This window comes from Pseudomonadota bacterium, assembly GCA_016927275.1.
In the GTDB taxonomy this organism is placed as follows: Bacteria; UBA10199; UBA10199; order 2-02-FULL-44-16; family JAAZCA01; genus JAFGMW01.
Genome location: JAFGMW010000095.1, coordinates 33,545 through 54,017, shown reverse-complemented (window position 1 = coordinate 54,017; position 20,473 = coordinate 33,545). Strand labels below are relative to the sequence as shown.

Genomic DNA, 20,473 nt, shown 5'->3' with positions numbered 1-20,473 from the left:
ATGTCCGACACCTATCGCGTGCAGTATCCTTTCAGGTCTTTTGACGAGAACATCCTGCCGGCAGCCCCTCAGGACGGGCCGTCCTTCATGCTCGGCGCCCTGGACCTCGACGGTTCGGTGCTCGCGCGCGGTCCGGAGGCGGCGGCCGACGACGGCGCCTGGGACCCGTTCGTACTCGGGGAGCCGCCGAGGGACTATCTGCACGACGTGAACGCATTGATGCGGCCCCTCCCCGGCATCGCGTCGCTCTTCGACGAGACCTCTGAGTTCCAGCCGCACATGCCTTCGCTCGCCGACCTCGTCGACCTGCGCATGCAGCGCGACGAGTTCGCGAAGATACTCTCGGAGATCCTCTATCTGAGGTTCGACGGCAACGTCGGCGCGATGGCCCGCGACGCCAAAGCGGCGCCGGAGGCGATGGCCCGTTATGCGGAGGGGTCGGCGCTGCCGAGGGGGCACGCGGAGGTCCACGCGATCGCGTCGGGGCTCTCGCTGGATCCGGAGGGGCTGGCTTACGCCTGGATCTACTCGTCGCTCCGGGGATTCGAGGAGGCGCGGCGCCACGAGGGGGCTGTGAACCCGGAGTTCTTCAGGATGAGGATAATGGCCCAATCGGCCGCCTTCCTCCTGGGGGACGAGATGCCGCAATTCGGGAGGCCGGTGGCCAGGCACGTGGCGGACGTGAGTTTCTCGAGTCTCGTGGACTTCATGATGATGTCGCTCAGGGCCGGATTCGACGAGGCCGGGGTCTACGAGATATTCTCCGACTGCGCGTCGTACTACCCGGCCGTGGTCAGCCAGATGCTGACCGATCCGGCCAAGGCTTTGAAGTGGTTCGGGGGAAGCCCGGGGAGGGACGCGGCCGCGATGACGATGATCTCCACGCTCCAGCTGAACAGCGGCAGCATCGAGGACGCGGTGACGCTCGACATAAACGCGGGCACCCTCCTGGATCTGCACAGGAACGGGGACGCGGAGTTCAACAGGGGGCTGGACTTCAAGAAACTCGAGTTTTTCGAAAGGGCGATGGCGGAATCGGAGGCGATCGATGGGGGACCTGAGAGGCTGAAGGATGTCGGCTTCGACGGGACCGTCGATGAGTTGCGCCGCGAGCTGTCGGGCGGTGCAAAGCAGCACTGGGTCGACGACATCCTCTCCGACCCCGCCTCCAGTAAAGCGGGCGGGGAGTTTAGGCCCGAGGCGATCGAGCGAATCCTCCAGAGGGTCTTTGCCGAGGCCATGGAGGCCCGCGACCCCCTTTTCATCGAGGACGCGCAGTTCCAGAACATCGCCGAGATGGGCAGGATGGTTCTCATGCTCGGCAACGACATCCCGCTGGAGTCCAGGCTCTCCTTCTACCACCTGCAGCACACGATCGCGCGCCTCAGGCGCGGCGGAGCCGCCGCGCAGGAGCTGCTCAACCGGTACGCCCCTTCGATGAAGGGGATCGTGGAGGCGGAGAGGGCAAAGCTCGACACGGAGGCCCCGACGCTCACGGCATCGCAGATGGCGGAGCAGATCGCCGACAGGCTGGGCGGGGAATACCGGCCGAATGCCAGGATGGATCTGAGGAACGCCGTGGCCTTCGCATATCTCGGGGTGCTCGCCGGGATCGAACCCGAGACCGCGATCGAGACCGCGGCCGCAGGCATGCCGGCCGGGAAAAACATCCATATGCAGGCGCTCGAGGGCGCCAGCGCGACGATCAAGATGGGCCACCCCTACAGGGCGGCCCTCACCGTGGCGGTCGCGGCGCGCCGCCTCGCCGAGGACAGGGACTGGTGCGGCGCCATGCAGCTCTATTGCGCGGGCGGAGACACGATGACGAGGGCCCACGAGATGATGGGGAGTTTTGGCCTTCCCGTGCATGAACTGATGATATGGCTCCGCTCCTATTTCTTCGACGCTGCGCACAAGGCATCGAAGGGGCGCATCCCGCGGAGCCGCAGGGCGGTCAGGGACCAGTTCAACGGCAAGATCAGCGACGGTCAGAGAGCTCTCGCGAGGCGGCCTCACCTTGCCGGCGTCTCCGGGGCGGACCTTCGCACCGGCGAGGAGGCGTGGTCGTCGTTCGCGGACGCGTCGCTCGCCCAGAGGCGGGTGGTCGCGGTGGAGCTCAGGCCGATAAGATCGATCTCGCACTGGGAGCCGACGGTCTTTTCTTCCGGCTCCTGGGCCCTCTCCGCAGGCGCGGCCGCGATGCCGGCATGGCGGTGAAACCGTGTCCGGGTCCGCTGTGAGTCCTGTGTGAAGATTCCTCTGGCGCGCGGCGTTTTTTTGGTGTGATCTCCTCTTGCGATGAAACGGCATCCCGCAAGGCGAATCGTTCGATCGGCGCTCGACCTCCTCTATCCCCCGCGGTGTCCCTTGTGCGGCGAGCGCTCCCGCTCGGCGCACTCCGCCTGCGCAGGGTGCGAGCCCAGGCTCAACCGGCTTGCCTCTGACGCGCTGATCGACCTCCCGTGGCGGGTCTGGGTGGGGAGGGCCCGCTCCTGTTTCGCCCATGAGGATCCGGTGAGGCGCGCCCTCTGGTCCCTCAAGTACGAGGGCGAGATCTTCGCGCTCCCGTTCTTCGCAAGGGAGCTCGAGCGCGCGCTCGGCGAGATCGGCGCGCACGACGCGGTCACCTGCGTGCCCATGCAGGGGCTCCGGGTCGTGGGCAGGGGAGCGAACGCGCCGGCGCTGCTGGCGAGGGCGCTCGCGAGGGGTTGCGGGATGCGCTTCGATCCCGGACTCGTCGTCCGCGTGCGCAGCGTGGAGAGGCAGGTGGGGCAGGGGAGGCAGGAGAGGATCGAGAACGTGAGGGGCGCGTTCGCCGCGAACGCGGGGCGCGCGAAGAAGATAGAGGGGAGATCGCTGCTCGTGGTCGACGACGTCATGACAACCGGCGCCACGATCAACGAATGCGCCCGCGCCCTCATGAAGGCGGGAGCCGGCCGCGTGGATGCAATCACGGTGGCGAGGGCACTGTGACAATGACCACCCTCTCCCTAACCCTCTCCCCTCGAGGGAGAGGGGAGGGTGAGGGGGCGAATTTACTCCTGGTGATATTCTGACATGCTTGACCTCCCGGCTTGCTGCGTGCTATCTTCTTGTAAATTCAAAGGATTCTTATGACATCGGAGCTGGAGAGGATATCGGAGATCGCCAGGGCCGCGGGCAGCATCCAGATGGAGCACCTGGGGGGGCAAAGGCGCGTCGAGCACAAGGACGCGTGGGACATCGTCACCGACGTGGACCGGATGTGCGAGGAGTTCATAGTCTCCGAGATGAGGAAGAGCTTTCCCGGCGACGACATCCTGGCCGAGGAGGGGGAGCGTCCGTCCGGAAAGGCGAGCCGCCGCTGGATAATCGATCCGCTCGACGGGACGATCAACTACTCGCACGGGATTCCGATATTCTGCCTCGCCATCGCGTCGGAGGTCGGCGGCGATATCACATCGGGGGTGATATACGACCCGAACCGCGACGAGATCTTCTCGGCTGAGAGGGGGCAGGGGGCGCGCCTCAACGGCCGTCGCACAGCCGTGTCCGCCACTGCGTCCATGGACAGGGCGCTTTTGGCCACCGGCTTCGCCTACAGCGTGCACAGGGAGGATGGGCTCACGAACCTCGACAACTTCGGCAGATTCGCGAGGAGGGCGCAGGCGGTGCGCAGGCCCGGCTCCGCGTCGATCGACCAGGCGTGGGTCGCCTGCGGCCGGGTGGACGGGTTCTGGGAGATGTTCTTGAAACCGTGGGACATGGCGGCTGGCGCCTGCATCATAGCGGAGGCCGGGGGCAGGGTGACCGCGTTCGACGGATCGCCCTTCGACCTGTACGGCACGGAGATCCTGGCATCGAACGGCAGGCTGCATGAGGGGATGATTCAAGTGCTCAAGAAACGTGACTCGTGACTAGTGACTCGTGACTGGCGTGAAACACAAGGTTTTACCAGTCACGAGTTACGAGTCACGAAAAGAGGTGTCCGATGATCGATCCCAACAAGAAGGACCCGATACCGGTAAGCGCGAGCGACGTCTGCTACCGCGCCTTCGAGCTCATCGCCGCGAAGCAGTACGCCGACGCGGAGAAGCTGCTCGCCGGGACCATGTCCCGCACCGACGACGACGCGGCAGTCGCGCTCTACCACTCGGTGATGGGCGTGCTCTTCAAGGTGCAGGGCGAGTTCAAGACCGCCTGGAAGCACTACGAGCGCGCTGAGAAGCTCCTGCCCAGGGACCCGGCCCTCAAGATCATCTCGGCCAGGCTCCTCATAGAGCAGTTCGCCGAGTACGACCAGGCGGTCCGCAAGGCGAAGAAGGTCCTGGATCTCATCCCCGGCAACCCTGTCTTCGCCCATCAGGCGTACACTACGATGGGGCTCGCCTATCTCAAGAAGGGCGACAGGAGAAAGGCGGCGGATATGCTGGGCAGGTCCATGGGCGACGGGTTCAAGGGGTTCGTCTCCGCGAAGAACATAGACCTCGCCCTCGTCGAGGGGCTGATGCGCCGCGGCGCCGCGCTGGAGGTTTGCAGGCGTTTTTTGTCGGAGGCGAATGAGTTCGCCGTCGCCTCGGGCGAGGAGGAGTTCGTCTCCCTGTTCTCGCGGCTCATGGAGGCATTCGACAGGGAGAACCCGGCCTTGGCCGGCGACGCCGCAGGGCATGCCGAGCCGGAGGAGATCACCGAAGGGACGCGATGAAGATCGAGCTCGTCGACACCCACGCCCACCTCACATTCCCGGAGTTCGAAAAAGACAGGGAGGAGGTCCTCGCCCGCGCCTGGGAGGCCGGTCTGTCCCAGATCGTGCTCGTGGGCGCAGGCGCGGGCCTCGAGGGCAACCGCGCGGCGCTGGACCTGGCGCGGACAGACCCGAGGCTCTTCGCCACGGTGGGCGTGCACCCCAACGATGCGGACAAGATGGACGACTCGTGGATCGCCGATCTAGAGGCTATGGCCCGGGACCCGAAGTGTGTGGCAATAGGAGAGATCGGTCTCGATTTCTTCCGCAGGCATTCCGACCCCGAGAGTCAGGCGCACAGGTTCCGCCAGCTGATGAAGCTCGCCATCCGCGTCGACAAGCCGGCGGTGATTCACGCGCGCGAGGCGATCGAAGAGGCGATGAAGGTGATCGAGGAGACCGGCGCCCCGAAGAGGGGCTGCGTGTTCCACTGTTTCTCCGGTGACCTCGCCCTCGCCAGGCGCATCGTGAAGGAGGGTTTTTTCATCTCGGTGCCGGGCGTGGTCACCTTCCGCAACGCGAAGGTCCTCAGGGAGGTCGTGGCGGGGGTCCCGCTCGAGAGGATCCTTCTCGAGACCGACTGCCCCTATCTCGCGCCCGAGCCGCACAGGGGCGGCCGCAACGAGCCGGCGTACGTGGCGGAGGTGGCCGGGGAGATCGCGCGCATCAAGAAGGTCGCGATCGAGGACGTCGCGCGCGTCACGACGCTGAACGCCAGGCGCCTCTTCGGGCTGCCCGGCTGCGAGATGGAGACGAGCATCGCCTACAGGATACGCAACTCGCTCTATCTCAACATCACCAACCGCTGCAACATGGCGTGCACCTTCTGCCCCAAGTTCACCGACTTCGAGGTCAAGGGCTACTACCTCAAGCTCGAGCACGAGCCGGACGTGGAGCAGATATTCCAGGCAGTGGGACAGCCTGAGACGTTCGACGAGGTGGTGTTCTGCGGGTACGGCGAGCCCACGCTCAGGCTGGAGGTGCTCAAGGTCATCGCGCGCAGGATGAAGGAGCGCGGCGCGAAGAAGGTGAGGCTCAACACCGACGGGCTGGCCAACCTCGTCTACGGCCGCAACGTGGTCCCGGAACTCGCCGGGCTCATAGACTCCGTGTCGGTCTCCATGAACGCGGCCGATGCGGCCTCCCATGCGTCGATCTGCCCCTCGAGGTTCGGCGAGAAGGCCTACGCGGCCATGCTCGATTTCGTCCTCGAGGCGAAGAGGTGCATACCCGAGGTGGTCGTGACCGTCGTTGCCCTGCCCGGCCTGGACATCGAGGCCTGCCGAAAAAAAGCCAATGATATCGGGGTCTTGCTGAGGGTCAGGGAGTACATGAGCGTGGGCTGAAAAAACCCCGCAACAAATATTCGACAGCGCCGAGAAAGTAATCGTCCGGCCTTTTTATTGCAGGCGGCCGGCGAGGAGGTGCGCATGGAGCCGAAAGATGTCTGCGTGAACAGGATAGTGGACCGCTATCTGGAGATAGCTGTCGAGGACGAAGATCTCGGTTGCTTTCTCAAGAGCCATGACGAGCGGGCGCCGTTCAGAATACTGGACCGTAACGATTTCTCGCTTCACGAGGGAGTCGAAGGAGGCGTGGCGTCGCTCTATTTTCAGGACGTGGTCGTCGATGCGTTCGTGAAAAAAGGGATCATGGAGCCGTCGAAGGCGGACGGCATCAGGATGTTCTTCAACCTCTACAACAAGCTCAAGATGGCGGGGAAGGTCCTGGAGAGGTGGAAGGAAAACGGGGCCGTGGGCGGCCTTTTATCGAGCGAGCTGGAGTTCAGCGCCGACTACTGGAAGCACGACGTCGTGGGGCACCTGGAGGGCGCGGGCATATTCAGCGACTCGAACATCCTGGGAATCGACATCGAGAGGATCAGGGGCTCCGGCTCCTCGAAGGGGGTCGGCTACCGGCTGGGCAAGGAGTTCTACGAGGTCTTCGACAATCTCTGCGGCATGGCGAAGATCGGCGGCGGGGGCGGGTGCGCCGAGAGGAAGTCCTATCTCAAGACCGACACCGGCAGGATGCCGGAGATCCTCCGGGGGCAGGCGAGGGAGGCGGTGGCGATGTACAACGGCATCGTGGAGTTTCTGGGCCAGTACAGGGATATCGAGTGCGAGGGCGACGGCTGCCCGGACAAGGACGAGTTCAAGGTCTACAGGCTCACGAGGGTCGAGGATGCGGCAGGCGGCGAGTAGTCTATGCCCGATCGCAAAAAAACCCCGGCATATGCCGGGGTTTTTTTATCGGTCGAGAGGGACCCTCTAGAAGTGCCAGCCGAGCAGTCCCAGGACGTTGGCCTGGAACTTCGTGCCGCCGTCGGTCACCTTGGTGTTCGGCACGTTGTTGACGGTCCTGTAATAGGCCTGCTGGAAGATCACGTTCTCGGTGAAGTCGATGGCGAAGAAGAGCCCCTTCCAGATGAAGAACTCCACGCCGCCGCCCACGCCGATGCCTCCGCCCCAGGCGCCGACCTTGTTGCCGTTGCCGTCGGCGTGCACGTAGAGCGCGTGGCCCGTGCCGCCGAGCTTGAGGTACGGGATGAACTTGACTGAGTTCGGCTGCCAGCCGGCCCGAGTGAAGTAGGGGAGCGTGGCCCTGCAGAAGAGCGAGAAGTTGAGGGCGTGCTCGCGGCCGTCCTGGATCGGGGTGTCGGGGGTCAATCCGTCGCCCACTTGGTCGGTGGCCATCCCGTATGTCATCTGCAGCATGGGGCCGATCCAGTCGGCGATGTCCCATCCGAAGGTGAGGCCCACCGCCGGTATTATGCTCCCGTCGAACTTGCGGTTGGTGACGAGGTTCTGGTCGTTGGTCGCCTGCATGAAGCCGCCGTGCGCCGCGATGTATGCCCCCTTGTGCCAGCCCTTTTCAGGGAACTCGGGGCGCGGGTTCGACTCCTTCTCCGCCTCCTTCTCGATCTTCGTTTCCTGCTCGGTGAAGGTCTTTTCTCCCGACTTCTTCGGCAGGTACTGCTTGGATATTGCCGATGCGTCCCTTGCGGCAAACGCCATGGCTGCGAGCGCCGCGATCGCTACAACGAAAATCCTTTTCATGAGCCCCCCTTGTGATGAATTTCCAACTCCTTATCAGGTTCTGATATGCTGTCAAGAGCTTGAATTTCTATGGAATTCGAGGCCAATAAATCGTGGACAAAGCCGACCGGATTGGCTAATTAGGGCAGCCCTTGAAAGCCGTGACTCGTGACTCGTGACTCGTGACTCGTGACTCGTGACTGGTGACTCGTGACTGGTGCACTGGGTTCAGTATTGTTTGGAATTTGGTGCTTGGGATTTGGAATTTGTTTTAAAGACGGTGGCTATGGCGCAGTCCCGACGACCGCATGATTTTTCGAATGTCGAAAAATCATAGGCGGCGTCGAGGACCCGCTGGAGCTTACCGGAGGTAAGCGCAGGAGGGCGGCAACGGAGTGGGCAAATCCCACCAGTTTTGGTTTTCAATTTTATTTGGGATTTGGAATTTGGAATTTGGAATTTGTTTTTAAAGATGGTGGCTATGGCGCAGCGGCTAGCGCATCTGACTGTGGCTCAGAGGGTCGTGGGTTCAAATCCCACTAGCCACCCCAAAAGAAAGGCGGGAGGGATCACCCCTCCCGCCTTTCTTTTGAGCAGAAGACATTTTCCGATCGGAATGATTTCAACTCATTTTCCACCGGGGGCCGTCCCCTTTTTCGGGTCACTGCATGAAAACTTTTTTAATTTGATAACAATCGGCCAATGAGGTTATCTACACGAAGAGGTAAAAATATGAAACAGTGGTATGAAAGGTTATATGAAAATTACGCACACAAATACGACAACGAGTGTTTTGTCCAGGGCACTATGGGCGAGTGCGATTTTATTGAACAGGAGATAGCCCGCGATAAATCGTTAAAGATCATAGACATCGGTTGCGGCACCGGCCGCCACTCGATTGAGTTGAAAAAAAGAGGATATAGTGTGACCGGAGTCGATCTTTCCGAGAACCAGATCAAATGGGCAAGGGAAAAGGCACAGGAGTCAGGATTGACCATTGACTTCCAAATACAGGACGCCCGCGATCTTTCCTTTGACGGTGAATTTGATCTGGCAATCATGCTGTGCGAAGGCGGGTTTTCTCTCATGGAGACAGATGAGATGAACTTTGAGATCCTCAGGAACGCAACAAAGGCGCTGAAAGACAAAGGCAAGTTCATCTTCACCACATTAAACGGACTGTTCCCGCTGTTTCATTCTGTCAATGAATTCTATGAGTCGGCACAGAAAGAAGGCCAGTCCCAGTGTAAGGACTGCTCATTTGATCTTATGACTTTCCGTGACCATAACACCGTTGTGCTCGAGGATGATTTGGGCAATAAAAAAGAGTTGCAGTGCAACGAGCGTTATTACGTGCCAAGCGAGATAACATGGCTTCTCAAGACGCTCGGGTTCAAGAAGATCGATATCTTTGGTGCAAAGCTCGGAGCGTTTTCAAGAAACGACAAGCTGACCAGCGATGATTTCGAAATGCTCGTCGTTGCTGAAAGATAGGCCCATAAAAGGACGTCCATGGGGAATAGGTTCGCAAATTGTCCCTTAAAGCACCCCAAAAAATACCCCCAACCGGCGGTATTTTTTTGGGGTTGTCAGCAGGTGATGGAAACGCGTGAGTTGATGTCATGATAGTTTTTGAAATGAGATAGTCAATAACCCATCTTCGCGAGGACCTTCTTCGATATCCCGACGATCGTCGAGAGCTCTGTCCCGAGCGAGCTCAGGCTCGCAGGGCAGCTCTCGCAGTCCCAGACGTTCGACATCAGCACGTAGCAGACGTCCGAATCGGGCTTGTAGCGCATTTCCGTAAGATACCCTTCCTGTGCACCTCCGTGCCCGTAGCCCACCGATTCCATATGCTCGATGCCGAGGCCGTATGTCGACGTGCCGATGCTCGGGAGGCCGTCCATCATCGCTGCAACCGTCTCGCTCGTGAGGCCGGCCTCCCCGTGGAAAAGCCTTTGGCACCACGTCGCGAGGTCAAGGGGCGTCGTGATGATGTTGCCGTTCCCGACGAATGCCGACATGTTGGAGAGGGTCACGTCCGAGAGCTCGTCGTTCATCCACATATAGCCGGATACGAAAGGATCAGGCAGGGTCTTATCCGTCCCCTCCCACGGAAGGGTCGTATCGTCGAGGCAGTTTGGAGTCAGAAATTCATCGCGGATAAAATCAACGTAGGACTTTCCGGAGACCCGCTCGAGAATCAGCGCGAGCAATGAATATCCCGTGTCCGAATACCTGTACTGCGAATCAGGCGCGCCGTCGAAGCCGACCTGGTCGTCCCTCGATATGACGCCGAAGAGTTCGTCGAATGTGAACTGATGACCGCCGTCCCCGGCAAGCGTGTACTCGATGTAATTGCCGTTGACGTAGGGCTCCGACCGGGAGGCGTCGTTTTCTACGATGTCCTGATTTGTCAGGTCGAATACGCCGGCGCGATGCATGAGGAGCATTCTGATGGTGATCCGGCCCTTGTTCGGGATGTCGTATTCGGCGGCGTCCGGAACGTACGACGAAGTCGTTCCCGGAATATTGTCCGTGATGTAATGCTCGATATCGAGCTTCCCGCGCTGCTCGAGCAGCATTATGCCGGCGGCGGTGAAGGTCTTCGTGACGCTGGCCGCGCGAAAGCGATGAGACCTGCTCATGCCCTCTCCCATCCCTGTGGATATGAAATAGTCGCCCCTGGGCGAGATTATCTGCATGGCGAGCCCGCCGCCGAAATTTGTTTTGCCGGCTGAGTACGCCTGCCATTCCGCATCGAGGATCTCCTGGAGGTCGGCCTGACTGAAGCCCCCTGAGCTGCAGGCGCACATGAATATAACCGACATGATCGATAGGAGTATTTTGTTCATTGTTCGCTCCCTTCAGCCGGACTTATATCAAATTTCGGCGATAGGCGAAACCGCGTCACATCCCCGTCATACATATCCCCGTCGGACGGAGCAATGATAAGTGTTAGATATATATGGGATTCATAAGTCTGAACACTGCAACACAAAACTGAACAGCCCTGTGCACAATCACTGTTGTCCAGCGTCAAATCCCCTCAATTCCTCACGGTATTTTTCAGTCCATATCTGGCATCGATCGTGCAATAAAACGCCGGATCATTGCAAGGCATCGCAAGGGCATCCTTGAGGAGAAATTGCAGGAGCATGTTTGTCCGCAATTGAAGAATGAGCCTCACTTTGGCTCCAACATCAAGCGCCTCAGGGATTGGCATCCGGCCACATGGCGTTATCGCGTAGGCGACTGGCGCTTTTTCTACATAATCGACGAAGAGACAAAGGTCGTATCGATGATCGCAGCTTCCCACCGCAAAGAGGCTTACAGAGAGAGGCCCTGATCATTCGCGAGAGTAACGCTTTGGCGGGCAGGCAGGGGTTCTCCAGTTTCAGGGCCTCTCTGGCCCGCGTCCCGCTTGAGCCTTCCGCATATACACCTGGGAGACCCCGGTCGGAGCGTCATCGTCGGTTCATCAGGTATCTGCAGGTGGCAGGTTCGATGTCGTGTCAGAACGGTTGACCTTCCCTTGCTTCGATGCGATGGGATGGGCATGACCGACGCCATAACGATTCACCCCATCGGCATCATCCGCACCCCCTACGACGAGCCGAGCGGCATGCCGATCCAGGGCCGCTTCAAAGACGACGTTACGGGCCGCGCGGAGCTGTTCCCTGAATACTGGGACGGCCTCAAAGACCTCGATGGATTTTCCCATGCGATCCTGATCTGTCACTTCAACAGGGCCAAGGAGGCGAAGCTTCGCGGCCGTCCCTTCCTTGAGGATGAGGAGCACGGCATCTTCGCCATCCGCAGCCCAAACAGGCCGAACCACATCGGCCTTTCGGTCGTGCGCCTCCTGAAGGTGGAGGATGGCGTGGTCGTCTTCGGGGAGGTCGATATCCTCGACGAGACGCCGCTCATCGACATCAAGCCATACGTGTCGCACTTCGATGCCCGGGAGAACGTGAAGAACGGCTGGATCGAGAAGCATTTTGAGGACGGCAGTTATCCGAAGAGGGTCATCCGACGCTGAAGGACCATGTCAATCGAGGCTGCTTGGGTAGATTCTAAAATCATGCGATAAAGCGCCCGCCTCAAAAAGCCCCGGGGAACGGGGGGTTTCTTTTGAACGGAACAGCACCGTTCAGGGTGAAGCGGTGAACAGGGCGCCGAGATTCACCTTCTCCCATCCCGAGAGGCCAGGGGTCCTGAGCCAGATCGTCCTGTCCGCAGGCAGCGCCACTACCTGGTAGACGCTATAATCTGGGAACATCGGCACGCCGTGCCCGGCCATCAGGTAATCGGCGACCACGGTATCGTAGAACCGGTTGATCTCCGCATTGGCCAGGATGCCGTACTGCCTGCCCATCTCGCGCCAGCTTCCTGAGAGGGCCAGCACGTTGAACCTGTTGCCGCTGCCCTGACCCGTCGTCTGGTAGAGCGCCACTCATGTTTTTCAAGACGCCTCATCCGGGCCTGCCATGCGTTCAGTCACAGGCATCCGGCAGCTTCGATGATCGATGCCGGCACCTCGCTTGCGTTCGACACCTTCACGTTGTCGATGAATGTCATGTTGAAGGGGGCGCCCGGGTAGTAATCGTTCGTGCAGATGTCGTAGAAATCCAGATGATCGCGCAGGTAGTTGCTTTCAAAAACCAGATCCCCGTACGGCACGCATCCACCCATGTCGGCGCCGTACGGCACGATGCCCGTGGTGAGGCAGAGCTCGGGGAATGAGGAGTCCTTGAGGCACGGACCGAAGTCCACAAACCCCTGCGGGTTGCCCAGCGATACGTTTTCCTTGAGAGTGACGTAACGGCTGCCGCCATCGGTATAGAACGTATTGCCGCCCGCCTCCGGGCGCTTGTTCATCGCCACGTTGCCCGAGATGACCTGGCCGTCCGCCAACGAGGTCCCCTGAAAGCCGGTGGTGTAGATGGCGCCGCCGTCCCAGAGTTTCTCGAGAAAATACTGCATCTTATTGTTGAGAATCTGATTTCCCTGCGCCGCGGAGGGCGTGTCGTAGACCCCCCATTCATACTGCGTCGCGTGCGGCAGCCCCGGAAAGCCTCCCGGATCGAGCAGGCCCCAGCCCCATCCGATGGCGATGCCCGACCAGGGGACGTGCATTATGTCGTTGTGCTCGACCGTGGAGCGCGTCGTGAAGCCGATGTAGATCCCCGGGGCGTCGTAGAACTCCTGTCCCGCGTACTCGATGAGGTTGTTTGCGATGCGGTTGTCCCTGGTGAGCTGCGAGTCCGTCTCGGGGTGATGATCCTGCAAAGCGATCCCGCCGAGCTGGATGGCAGCCGCGGAGGTGTCGGTGAAGGTGTTGTTCACGATCTCGTTGTTTTGGCTTCCGGTCCCGAAGTTGAGCGCGACCGCGCCCATGTGGGCGAAGGCGTTGTCCTCGAAGGCGATGTCCTGCGCGTATAGGAAGCTCACGTTGCCCGGGATGCCCACCGCGTTCGGGTCGTGTCCTATGATGTTGGGAGAGTGATCGGTCCCCACCAGATGGAAGCCGCTCTGGTCAAGGGCGTAGCCATCGGCGCCGTTGGGCCCATACCACGTCGCGTACATGAAATTCAGGCCCTTGAAGCCGATATTGCTCACGGGTGAGGAGGCGTCGCCTGCCGCATCCACCAGTTTTTCCAGCACCGGCAGCTCAACCTCGGCGGCGGCCATGTCCTCGCCCGCGCGGGGGATGTAATAGAGGGTCTTCGTGCCCGGGTCCAGATACCACTCGCCGGGCTCGTCGAGGAACTCATAGGCGTTCTCCCACCAGCTCAAAAGATGAAAGTTCCACGGATAGGGGAAGACGTTTGCGTTCGTCCAGCAGGGGGTGGCCATGATCACTGAATAGTCGACGATGTTGTCGATGACCTCGGCGACCGGGCAGCGCATCATCTTCCACTGCGTGACGGTGACCGCCTCCACCAGGGCCGGATTGCTCCATGTCGGCGGGATCTGCGGGTCGGTGCCGATGAGATAGAAGTACTTGTACCCCGTATCGCCGGGGAAATAGTAGTTGGGATAGTCCGGGGTGCGGGCCCGCGTCGCTCGCCGGCCGTTCGCGTACAGCTGCCGAGGCATCGTATCGGCGATCACCTGTGCCTTCCAGATGTTCAGTGCGGCGTCATGGAGCGTCCAGCCGCTCACCTGCTCTGCGCCGGAGATCACGACCTCCTCTCCGGGGGCCGACTGATAGGTGATCTCCGCGTCCTTGGCCCCGGAGTCGCTGCCATTGAAGGTCAGCGGTTCGGCAAGCCTGTACGTGCCCCCCTTGATGTTCACGTTGATAGAGCACCTGCCGCGATCCTTGTGAGAGCGGATCACATCCCGCGCATGCGCCAGGGTGAGAAAGGGATGTACCTCGTCACCGCTGGCCGAGTCGCTTCCGTCGGTCGCGACCCAGTAACTGATCACGCAGGGATTTTGATCGCAGGCTGATATGAGGCACAAAAGCAGCGCCATCATCAAGGATACACCGATCAGGCCGGCAGTCTTCTTCATGTTCAGATCTCTGTGCCATCTTATGACGACATTACCATCCCCGTCCATTTCCTTTATACGGTCCGCGTTCTCTGCTTTCATGCCGCTATCTCCGCTCAGGCTGTTATAAAATCGTACAACAGGCCGCCCGCCTCAAAAAGCCCCCGGGAAACCGGGGGCTTTTGATTTGGAGAAGGGGCAGATCCCGCCATGTCACGCTGTCAGGTCCGATCGCCTCGTTATTTGCGGCTGACCTTTTCAGCGCGAGGGCCTTTTTCACCCTGGCCTATCTCGAACTCGACCTTGTCGCCTTCCTTGATCGGCCCGTTCTGCACGGCGGTGGAGTGCACGTAAAGATCTTTTCCGCCGTTGTCCGGAGTGATGAATCCAAAACCCTTCGCTTCATTGTAAAACTTGACGGTGCCGGTATCCATACGATCTCCTCCTCAGGTTTCTGTTATAGGGCAATCTCTGACTATGTGAGAAGGTATGTACGCGTTTTGATGGAGATTGGCAACAATCATTCCATCCCCCTGAAAATCGGTCAGTTTGAAGCAGGCAGGAAGGGGGATTCCCCTCATCTGCCGATGCCCACGCAGCCCTTGCGCTGGTCGCTTCTCGGGGTGTACAGATATCGCATTGAAAAGGCATCCCCACAATTCGAGCCGGCAGCGGGGTGAGGGTGACGGTCGGCCTGCGGCGCCCCGCCTGATCGACCTGCTGCGGTCGCTCAAGCTCACGAACAGGGAAGCGCGAAATCTGCTCGATTCGGGCAAGGTCCTGTACTGCGGCGTCCCCACAGCGGACGGTGGACGGGAGGTGGACGTCGCGCGCGTGGTCGTGCAGCGCAGCGCGCCGCGCATCCGGCCTAATCGCGACCTCGCCATCATCCACCGCGACCCGCACATGGTCGTGGTGTACAAGCCGCCCGGGATGATGTCGGTGTCCGCTGTTGGCCGGCGCGACGTCAAAAGCGTCGTCGGCGCGGTCCGGCATCTTCTCGGAGCGGCCTTTCCGGTCCATCGCCTCGACGAGCCGACCTCGGGCCTGATGATGGTGGCGCTGACCGAGGAGTGCCGGCGCCGCATCAAGGAGATCCTCTTTCACCACAGGGTGGAGCGAAGCTACCTCGCGCTGGTCAGCGGCTCATTCCCAAAGGAGCCGTGCACCGTGCGGACACAGCTGGTGCGCAACCGGGGCGACGGCCTCCGCGGCAGTTCCGCGGATGAGGGCGAAGACGGCGCCAGGGAGGCCGTTACGCACCTGAGGCTTCTCGAGCGCCTCGGCAGGAATGCGTCGCTCGTCGAGGCGAGCCTGGAGACCGGCCGGACCCATCAGGTTCGCATTCACCTGAGCGAGAAGGGCTATCCGATCCTCGGCGACGATCTGTACGCGCCGCCTGCGGCCCGGCGGGCGGCTCCCCGCCTTGCGCTTCACGCCTTCAGGCTCGGGATCAGGCACCCGTTCACCGGCGCAAAGCTCGCGTTCGAGGCGCCGCTCGCCGACGATCTGGAGGCGCTGCGCCGACGCCTGCTGCGCGGGCAGGGAGAGCCCCGCCCGTCCTGATGCTCCTCTTTACAAGGTACGGAGGATGTGGTGAGAACGCGCCCATGATAAACGCCACCCAGATCCGAGTCGGACATATGTCGACAACGGGTCGGTCTTCAGGGTGCCGCTTTTTATCAAGCCGGGCGACGTCGTCGTGATCGATACGGAGACGGGCGACTACTTTGAAAAGGGATGACGATTCACGAGGCGTATTCGCAGGCGCCCTCGGGCTTGCGATTGTGGGCCCGCCACCAGTGTGAGTGGTGGCGCCCGGTATAGCGCTCCCAGTTGAAATCGAAGATCCTCTTCTCGCGCAGGGCCTTCGGTCGCCATGGTGGCCTCGCCGGGCAACTGGGTCCTGGGCTTTCTGATGTACAACCTGTGGTCCTTTGCAGGCTACGACGACAGGGCGAGCGTCAACCAGTTCCTGCTGCAGACCTTCCTCAATTACAATCTCCCGAATGGCTGGTATCTCACGACGGCCCCGTTCCTTTCGGCCAACTGGAAACTCCCCATGGGCGATCGCTGGATGGTGCCTGCGGGCGGCGGCTTTGGGAAGATCGTTCGCACAAAGCGGCTCACCCTAGATCTGCAGGCGCAGGGGTTCTATTTCGTCCGGAAACCGCGCTCTGAGGCGGAATGGTCAATGATCTTTCAGCTCAAATTCCTCTTCCCCAAGACCCTCCTAGGGTATCGCAAGTCCATTGATTCGCCGGAGCCGGCTCAGTGAGCCTCGGCGTCCACGGCCAGCGATGTCTGCAGGTCCATCAGCGGCTGCTGGGGGACCCTGATGAACCTGCTGTTCGGCCGGTCCAGCGATGCGATCAGCGTGATCACGATGGAGAATGAGACGGCCAGGATAGGCGTTGCCCATGATTTTTTTGCAGAGCCCGAGACGCCTGCCTGGTAGCCCACCCCGAGCATGCTGAGGATGACCAGGAGATAGAGCACCGCCCAGATGCCGAGGGGAATCCGGGCCTGCAGCCCGATGGCGACCCTCTGCCAGTGAAGTCCGATCAGTTCGTTGAGCGATTCGACATAAAGGGCGCCGATGTCAGAGTTCATGTCCTTGCGGGCGTTCACGACTGCGAGCTCCCAGAGCCTGCGCTGGATCTGCTCCGAGCGGGTCATGGACTCCTTCACCTGATCGATGTCGCGCGACCTGACCGCGGCCACGCGAAGGTCCACGTACTCCTGAAAGAGCCTTCTCGCCTCGTCGCGGTCCGGCTCTGCCAGGAAATCGGAGCGCGCATAGGCCGTGCGGATCGCGCCGGCATCGTCGCGCACCAGCGCCTTGCGGGTCTCGTACCGCTCGTAGACCATCCCGAATGTGAAGGCCAGGATGAAGGCCAGAAGGCCCAGGATGGCGGCGGAAATCGCGGAGACCTGCGATTCCTTCTCATCCTTCATGCGCAGGTGGGCAGCATACCCCAGCCGCCGTCCCGCCCTGATCGCGATCACGACGATGACGGTCGTAAACACCAGCATTGCGAAGATGAGTATGCTGCCGATATCCATTCAGACCTCCCGAATCCGGAATGCTGTCCGTCCTGCCCTTTGATCGTTGCAAGGTAACCAGAATTTATATATGTGACAACAGCATTTCGCCGATGCTCCTCAAGCACCTGCTGTCGTATCTGCCGTCGGATAATGTCCTGACGAGTCGTCCTCATCCTGGCGACACAGTCGGTCACGGCGGTCGTGGCCTATGCCCTTGTCTCGATCGTGGGATCGTATATGGTCGCCCTCCTGATGGGAAAAACCGGAGGCTCCTATGCCGAATGAAAAGACGAAGGAACAGCTGAGGCTGGACGAAGCGCGCGAACAGAAGGTCCCGTGGAGAAAGTGGGGGCCATATCTCTCCGAGCGGCAGTGGGGGACGGTCCGCGAGGAGTACAGCGACGACGGCAACGCGTGGCAGTATTTCAGCCACGACCAGGCCCGCTCGCGCGCGTACCACTGGGGCGAGGACGGCCTGGCCGGGGTCTCCGACGACCACGGGCAGCTCTGCTTCGCGCTCGCCCTCTGGAACGGCCGCGACCCGATCATCAAGGAGCGGCTCTTCGGGATGACAAACAGCGAGGGAAACCACGGCGAGGACGTGAAGGAGTACTACTTCTACCTTGACTCCACTCCCACGCACTCGTACATGAAGTACCTCTACAAGTACCCGCAGAATGCCTTCCCCTACGACGAGCTGGTCGCCACGAACAAGAAACGGACGCGCGCGGAGATGGAGTACGAGCTCCTCGACACCGGAGTATTCGACGAGGACCGCTACTTCGACGTCTTCGTCGAGTACGCGAAGGACACGCCGGAGGACCTCCTCATCCGGATCAGCGTCGCCAACCGCGGCCCCGAGGCGGCCGACATCGACCTGCTACCCACGCTCTGGTTCCACAACACGTGGTCGTGGGCCGAGGGGGAGCCGAGGCCGGCGCTCAAAAAGCACAAGGGCATGGAGGGGATCGGCGTCGTCGAGGCCTCGCATGAGAAGCTCGGCAACCGCTACCTGTACTGCGAAGGGGACGCGCCGCTGATCTTCACCGAGAACGAGACGAACAACAAGCGGGTCTTCGGCACGCCCAACCGCTCTCCGTACGTCAAGGACGGGATCAACGAGTTCGTCGTCCACGAGAATCGCAAGGCAGTCAATCCGGACGGGACGGGGACGAAGGCCGTTGCCCGCTATCGCCTCCGCGTGGGGCCGGGCGAGACCAAGGTCGTGAGGCTCAAACTCACGGCGAACGCGCCGCAGAAGGCAGCGCCCTTCGGCGTCCGCTTCGACGAGATCATGGCGACCCGCCAGCGCGAGGCGGACGAGTTCTACAGATCCATCACGCCGCCCAAGGCCACGGAGGACGAGGCGCGCGTCATGCGCCAGGCGCTCTCCGGCATGCTCTGGTCCAAGCAGCACTATTTCTTCGACCTCGACATGTGGCTGGCGGAGCACGGGGCTAACCCGGCGAATCCAAGGGCGCGGGCCATCCGCAACAAGGAATGGTTCCACATGGTCAACGACGACATCATCTCCATGCCCGACAAGTGGGAGTATCCCTGGTACGCGGCGTGGGACCTCGCCTTCCACTGCGTCGCGCTGGCGTCGGTCGACCCTGACTTCGCCAAGTCGCAGCTCGACCTCCTCTTCAACGAGCTCTACCTCCACCCCAACGGCCAGATCCCGGCCTACGAGTGGAACTTCAGCGACGTCAATCCCCCGGTCCATGCCTGGGCCTCCTTCTACATCTACAACATGGAGAAGGCGAAGCGCGGAGAGGGCGACGTCCATTTCCTCAAGCGCGCCTTCGGGAAGCTGATGCTCAACTTCACCTGGTGGGTCAACCGCAAGGACCGCTTCGGGAAGAACGTCTTCGAGGGCGGGTTCCTGGGGCTCGACAACATCGGCGTCTTCGATCGCTCGGCGCCGCTGCCGACGGGCGGCTACCTAGAGCAGGCGGACGGCACCGCCTGGATGGCCCTCTTCTGCCAGAACATGGCGGAGATCGGCGCGGAGCTCAGCGTGTACGATCCGGTCTACGAAGACCTGACGATGAAGTTCATGGACCACCTGATGTGGATATCGATAGCCATGAACAGGATGGGCGGGGAGGGCGAGGGGATGTGGGACGAGGAGGATGGGTTCTACTACGACGTCCTTCGCATGCCCGACGGGACCGCGAAGCGCCTCAAGGTCCGCTCGATGGTGGGCTTGCTGCCGCTGTGCGCCACGACGATCGTCGAGAAATACCAGCGCGATCACATGCCGAAGCTGATGGAGCACTTCCAGAACCGCATCAAGCACCGGCCCGAGATAATGAAGTCGGTCCACGCGACCGGGCCCGGGCACTTCGGCTGCGCGGAGCGCGGGATCATCGCGCTGGTCAACGAGGAACGGCTGCGCCGGATCCTCGCCCGGATGCTCGATCCGAACGAGTTTCTCTCCCCTTACGGCATCCGCGCCCTGTCTCGCGAGCACGCGGAGCACCCCTACGAGATCAGGGTGGGCCACGACAAGTTCACGGTGAACTACCTGCCGGCCGAGTCCGACACCGGGATGTTCGGCGGGAACTCCAATTGGCGCGGCCCGATCTGGCTGCCTGTCAACGCCCTCATCATTCGCGCCCTGCAGCAGTTCTATCTGTACTATGGCGACAACTTCAAGATCGAATGCCCGACAGGCTCGGGCCGGATGATGAACCTCTACCAGGTCAGCAAGGAGATCGCCGACCGCCTCTCGCGGATATTCCTCAAGGACGGCCAGGGCCGCAGGCCCGTGTTCGGCGGGGCCGAGAGATTCCAGCGAGATCCGAACTGGCGGGACAACATCCTCTTCTACGAGTACTTCCACGGCGACAACGGCGCGGGACTCGGCGCCTCGCACCAGACCGGATGGACCGGGATCGTCGGAACCATGATCCAGCTCTACGGTTTCATCGATCCGAAGCGGATTCTCGAGGAGGGAAAGGCCGCCGCGTTCAGGCAGGTGGCTGCCGGGCGCTGAAAGGAAACAGCGGGTAAGATATGGCCGCGTGGCCGAAGGCACCGATCATCTACGAGATCAGCACATGGGTCTGGCTCGAGGAGCTCTTTGCGAAACACGGGCGCGCGGTCACGCTCGCGACGGTGCCGAAGGAGGAGTGGGGCGCGATCGGCTCATTCGGTT

19 protein-coding genes and 1 tRNA gene are annotated in these 20,473 nt (G+C 61.2%); 14 read left to right on the top strand and 6 right to left on the bottom strand.

Annotation, left to right across the window (positions count from 1 at the left end; translation table 11 throughout):
* The 6 genes from JXA24_06675 to JXA24_06650 all read left to right on the top strand — a co-directional run bounded on the left by JXA24_06675 (position 1) and on the right by JXA24_06650 (position 6,927).
* Positions 1–2,217: a hypothetical protein gene (locus tag JXA24_06675; GenBank protein MBN1283436.1), complete on the top strand. Its 2,217-nt coding sequence runs from the start codon at positions 1–3 to the stop codon at positions 2,215–2,217.
* 81 nt (positions 2,218–2,298) lie between these two features.
* Positions 2,299–2,973, top strand: coding sequence for a ComF family protein (locus tag JXA24_06670; GenBank protein MBN1283435.1), 675 nt, complete (start codon positions 2,299–2,301; stop codon positions 2,971–2,973).
* 140 nt (positions 2,974–3,113) lie between these two features.
* Complete coding sequence (locus JXA24_06665) at positions 3,114–3,896, top strand: inositol monophosphatase (protein ID MBN1283434.1); 783 nt, start codon at positions 3,114–3,116, stop codon at positions 3,894–3,896.
* Positions 3,897–3,970: 74 nt separating this feature from the next.
* On the top strand, positions 3,971–4,684 hold the full coding sequence (locus JXA24_06660) for a hypothetical protein (GenBank protein ID MBN1283433.1): 714 nt from the start codon (positions 3,971–3,973) through the stop codon (positions 4,682–4,684).
* Positions 4,681–6,069 (top strand): YchF/TatD family DNA exonuclease, encoded by a 1,389-nt coding sequence (locus tag JXA24_06655; protein ID MBN1283432.1) that lies wholly within the window; start codon positions 4,681–4,683, stop codon positions 6,067–6,069. The genes JXA24_06660 and JXA24_06655 overlap by 4 nt, the downstream gene beginning before the upstream one ends.
* 84 nt (positions 6,070–6,153) lie before the next feature.
* Positions 6,154–6,927 carry a hypothetical protein gene (locus JXA24_06650; protein MBN1283431.1) on the top strand — a complete coding sequence of 258 codons (774 nt, stop codon included), beginning with the start codon at positions 6,154–6,156 and terminating at the stop codon, positions 6,925–6,927.
* Between the two features lie 66 nt (positions 6,928–6,993).
* Here JXA24_06650 and JXA24_06645 read toward each other — a convergent pair whose 3' ends face one another.
* Positions 6,994–7,782 carry a hypothetical protein gene (locus JXA24_06645; protein ID MBN1283430.1) on the bottom strand — a complete coding sequence of 263 codons (789 nt, stop codon included), beginning with the start codon at positions 7,780–7,782 and terminating at the stop codon, positions 6,994–6,996.
* A 454-nt stretch (positions 7,783–8,236) separates the two neighbouring features.
* Here JXA24_06645 and JXA24_06640 point away from each other — a divergent pair.
* Positions 8,237–8,312: transfer RNA gene (locus JXA24_06640), tRNA-His, on the top strand.
* 181 nt (positions 8,313–8,493) lie between these two features.
* On the top strand, positions 8,494–9,255 hold the full coding sequence (locus tag JXA24_06635; protein MBN1283429.1) for a class I SAM-dependent methyltransferase: 762 nt from the start codon (positions 8,494–8,496) through the stop codon (positions 9,253–9,255).
* A 152-nt stretch (positions 9,256–9,407) separates the two neighbouring features.
* Here the strand turns inward: JXA24_06635 and JXA24_06630 are convergent, their stop codons facing one another.
* Positions 9,408–10,616, bottom strand: a complete 1,209-nt coding sequence (locus JXA24_06630; protein ID MBN1283428.1) for a beta-lactamase family protein — start codon at positions 10,614–10,616, stop codon at positions 9,408–9,410.
* 317 nt (positions 10,617–10,933) lie between these two features.
* Between JXA24_06630 and JXA24_06625 the strand changes: the two genes are divergently transcribed.
* Entirely contained in the window at positions 10,934–11,110 is a 177-nt protein-coding gene (locus JXA24_06625; protein MBN1283427.1) for a hypothetical protein, read from the top strand.
* Positions 11,111–11,320: 210 nt separating this feature from the next.
* Entirely contained in the window at positions 11,321–11,803 is a 483-nt protein-coding gene (gene tsaA / locus JXA24_06620; protein MBN1283426.1) for a tRNA (N6-threonylcarbamoyladenosine(37)-N6)-methyltransferase TrmO, read from the top strand.
* A gap of 111 nt (positions 11,804–11,914) precedes the next feature.
* Here tsaA and JXA24_06615 read toward each other — a convergent pair whose 3' ends face one another.
* The 3 genes from JXA24_06615 to JXA24_06605 all read right to left on the bottom strand — a co-directional run bounded on the left by JXA24_06615 (position 11,915) and on the right by JXA24_06605 (position 14,696).
* Positions 11,915–12,217: a hypothetical protein gene (locus JXA24_06615; GenBank protein MBN1283425.1), complete on the bottom strand. Its 303-nt coding sequence runs from the start codon at positions 12,215–12,217 to the stop codon at positions 11,915–11,917.
* A 44-nt stretch (positions 12,218–12,261) separates the two neighbouring features.
* On the bottom strand, positions 12,262–14,364 hold the full coding sequence (locus tag JXA24_06610; GenBank protein MBN1283424.1) for a right-handed parallel beta-helix repeat-containing protein: 2,103 nt from the start codon (positions 14,362–14,364) through the stop codon (positions 12,262–12,264).
* A gap of 137 nt (positions 14,365–14,501) precedes the next feature.
* Positions 14,502–14,696: a cold-shock protein gene (locus JXA24_06605; protein ID MBN1283423.1), complete on the bottom strand. Its 195-nt coding sequence runs from the start codon at positions 14,694–14,696 to the stop codon at positions 14,502–14,504.
* 205 nt (positions 14,697–14,901) lie between these two features.
* Here JXA24_06605 and JXA24_06600 point away from each other — a divergent pair, with 205 nt between their 5' ends.
* From JXA24_06600 to JXA24_06590, 3 genes are all read left to right on the top strand, one after another.
* On the top strand, positions 14,902–15,828 hold the full coding sequence (locus JXA24_06600) for an RluA family pseudouridine synthase (GenBank protein MBN1283422.1): 927 nt from the start codon (positions 14,902–14,904) through the stop codon (positions 15,826–15,828).
* 103 nt (positions 15,829–15,931) lie between these two features.
* Entirely contained in the window at positions 15,932–16,006 is a 75-nt protein-coding gene (locus JXA24_06595; protein MBN1283421.1) for a hypothetical protein, read from the top strand.
* 135 nt (positions 16,007–16,141) lie between these two features.
* On the top strand, positions 16,142–16,540 hold the full coding sequence (locus JXA24_06590; protein ID MBN1283420.1) for a hypothetical protein: 399 nt from the start codon (positions 16,142–16,144) through the stop codon (positions 16,538–16,540).
* Here JXA24_06590 and JXA24_06585 read toward each other — a convergent pair.
* Positions 16,534–17,328: a DUF4239 domain-containing protein gene (locus JXA24_06585; protein MBN1283419.1), complete on the bottom strand. Its 795-nt coding sequence runs from the start codon at positions 17,326–17,328 to the stop codon at positions 16,534–16,536. The genes JXA24_06590 and JXA24_06585 overlap by 7 nt on opposite strands.
* 256 nt (positions 17,329–17,584) lie before the next feature.
* On the opposite strand from JXA24_06585, the gene JXA24_06580 reads away from it, so the two are divergent.
* Positions 17,585–20,311, top strand: a complete 2,727-nt coding sequence (locus JXA24_06580) for a glucosidase (GenBank protein MBN1283418.1) — start codon at positions 17,585–17,587, stop codon at positions 20,309–20,311.
* Positions 20,312–20,473 lie beyond the last annotated feature (162 nt).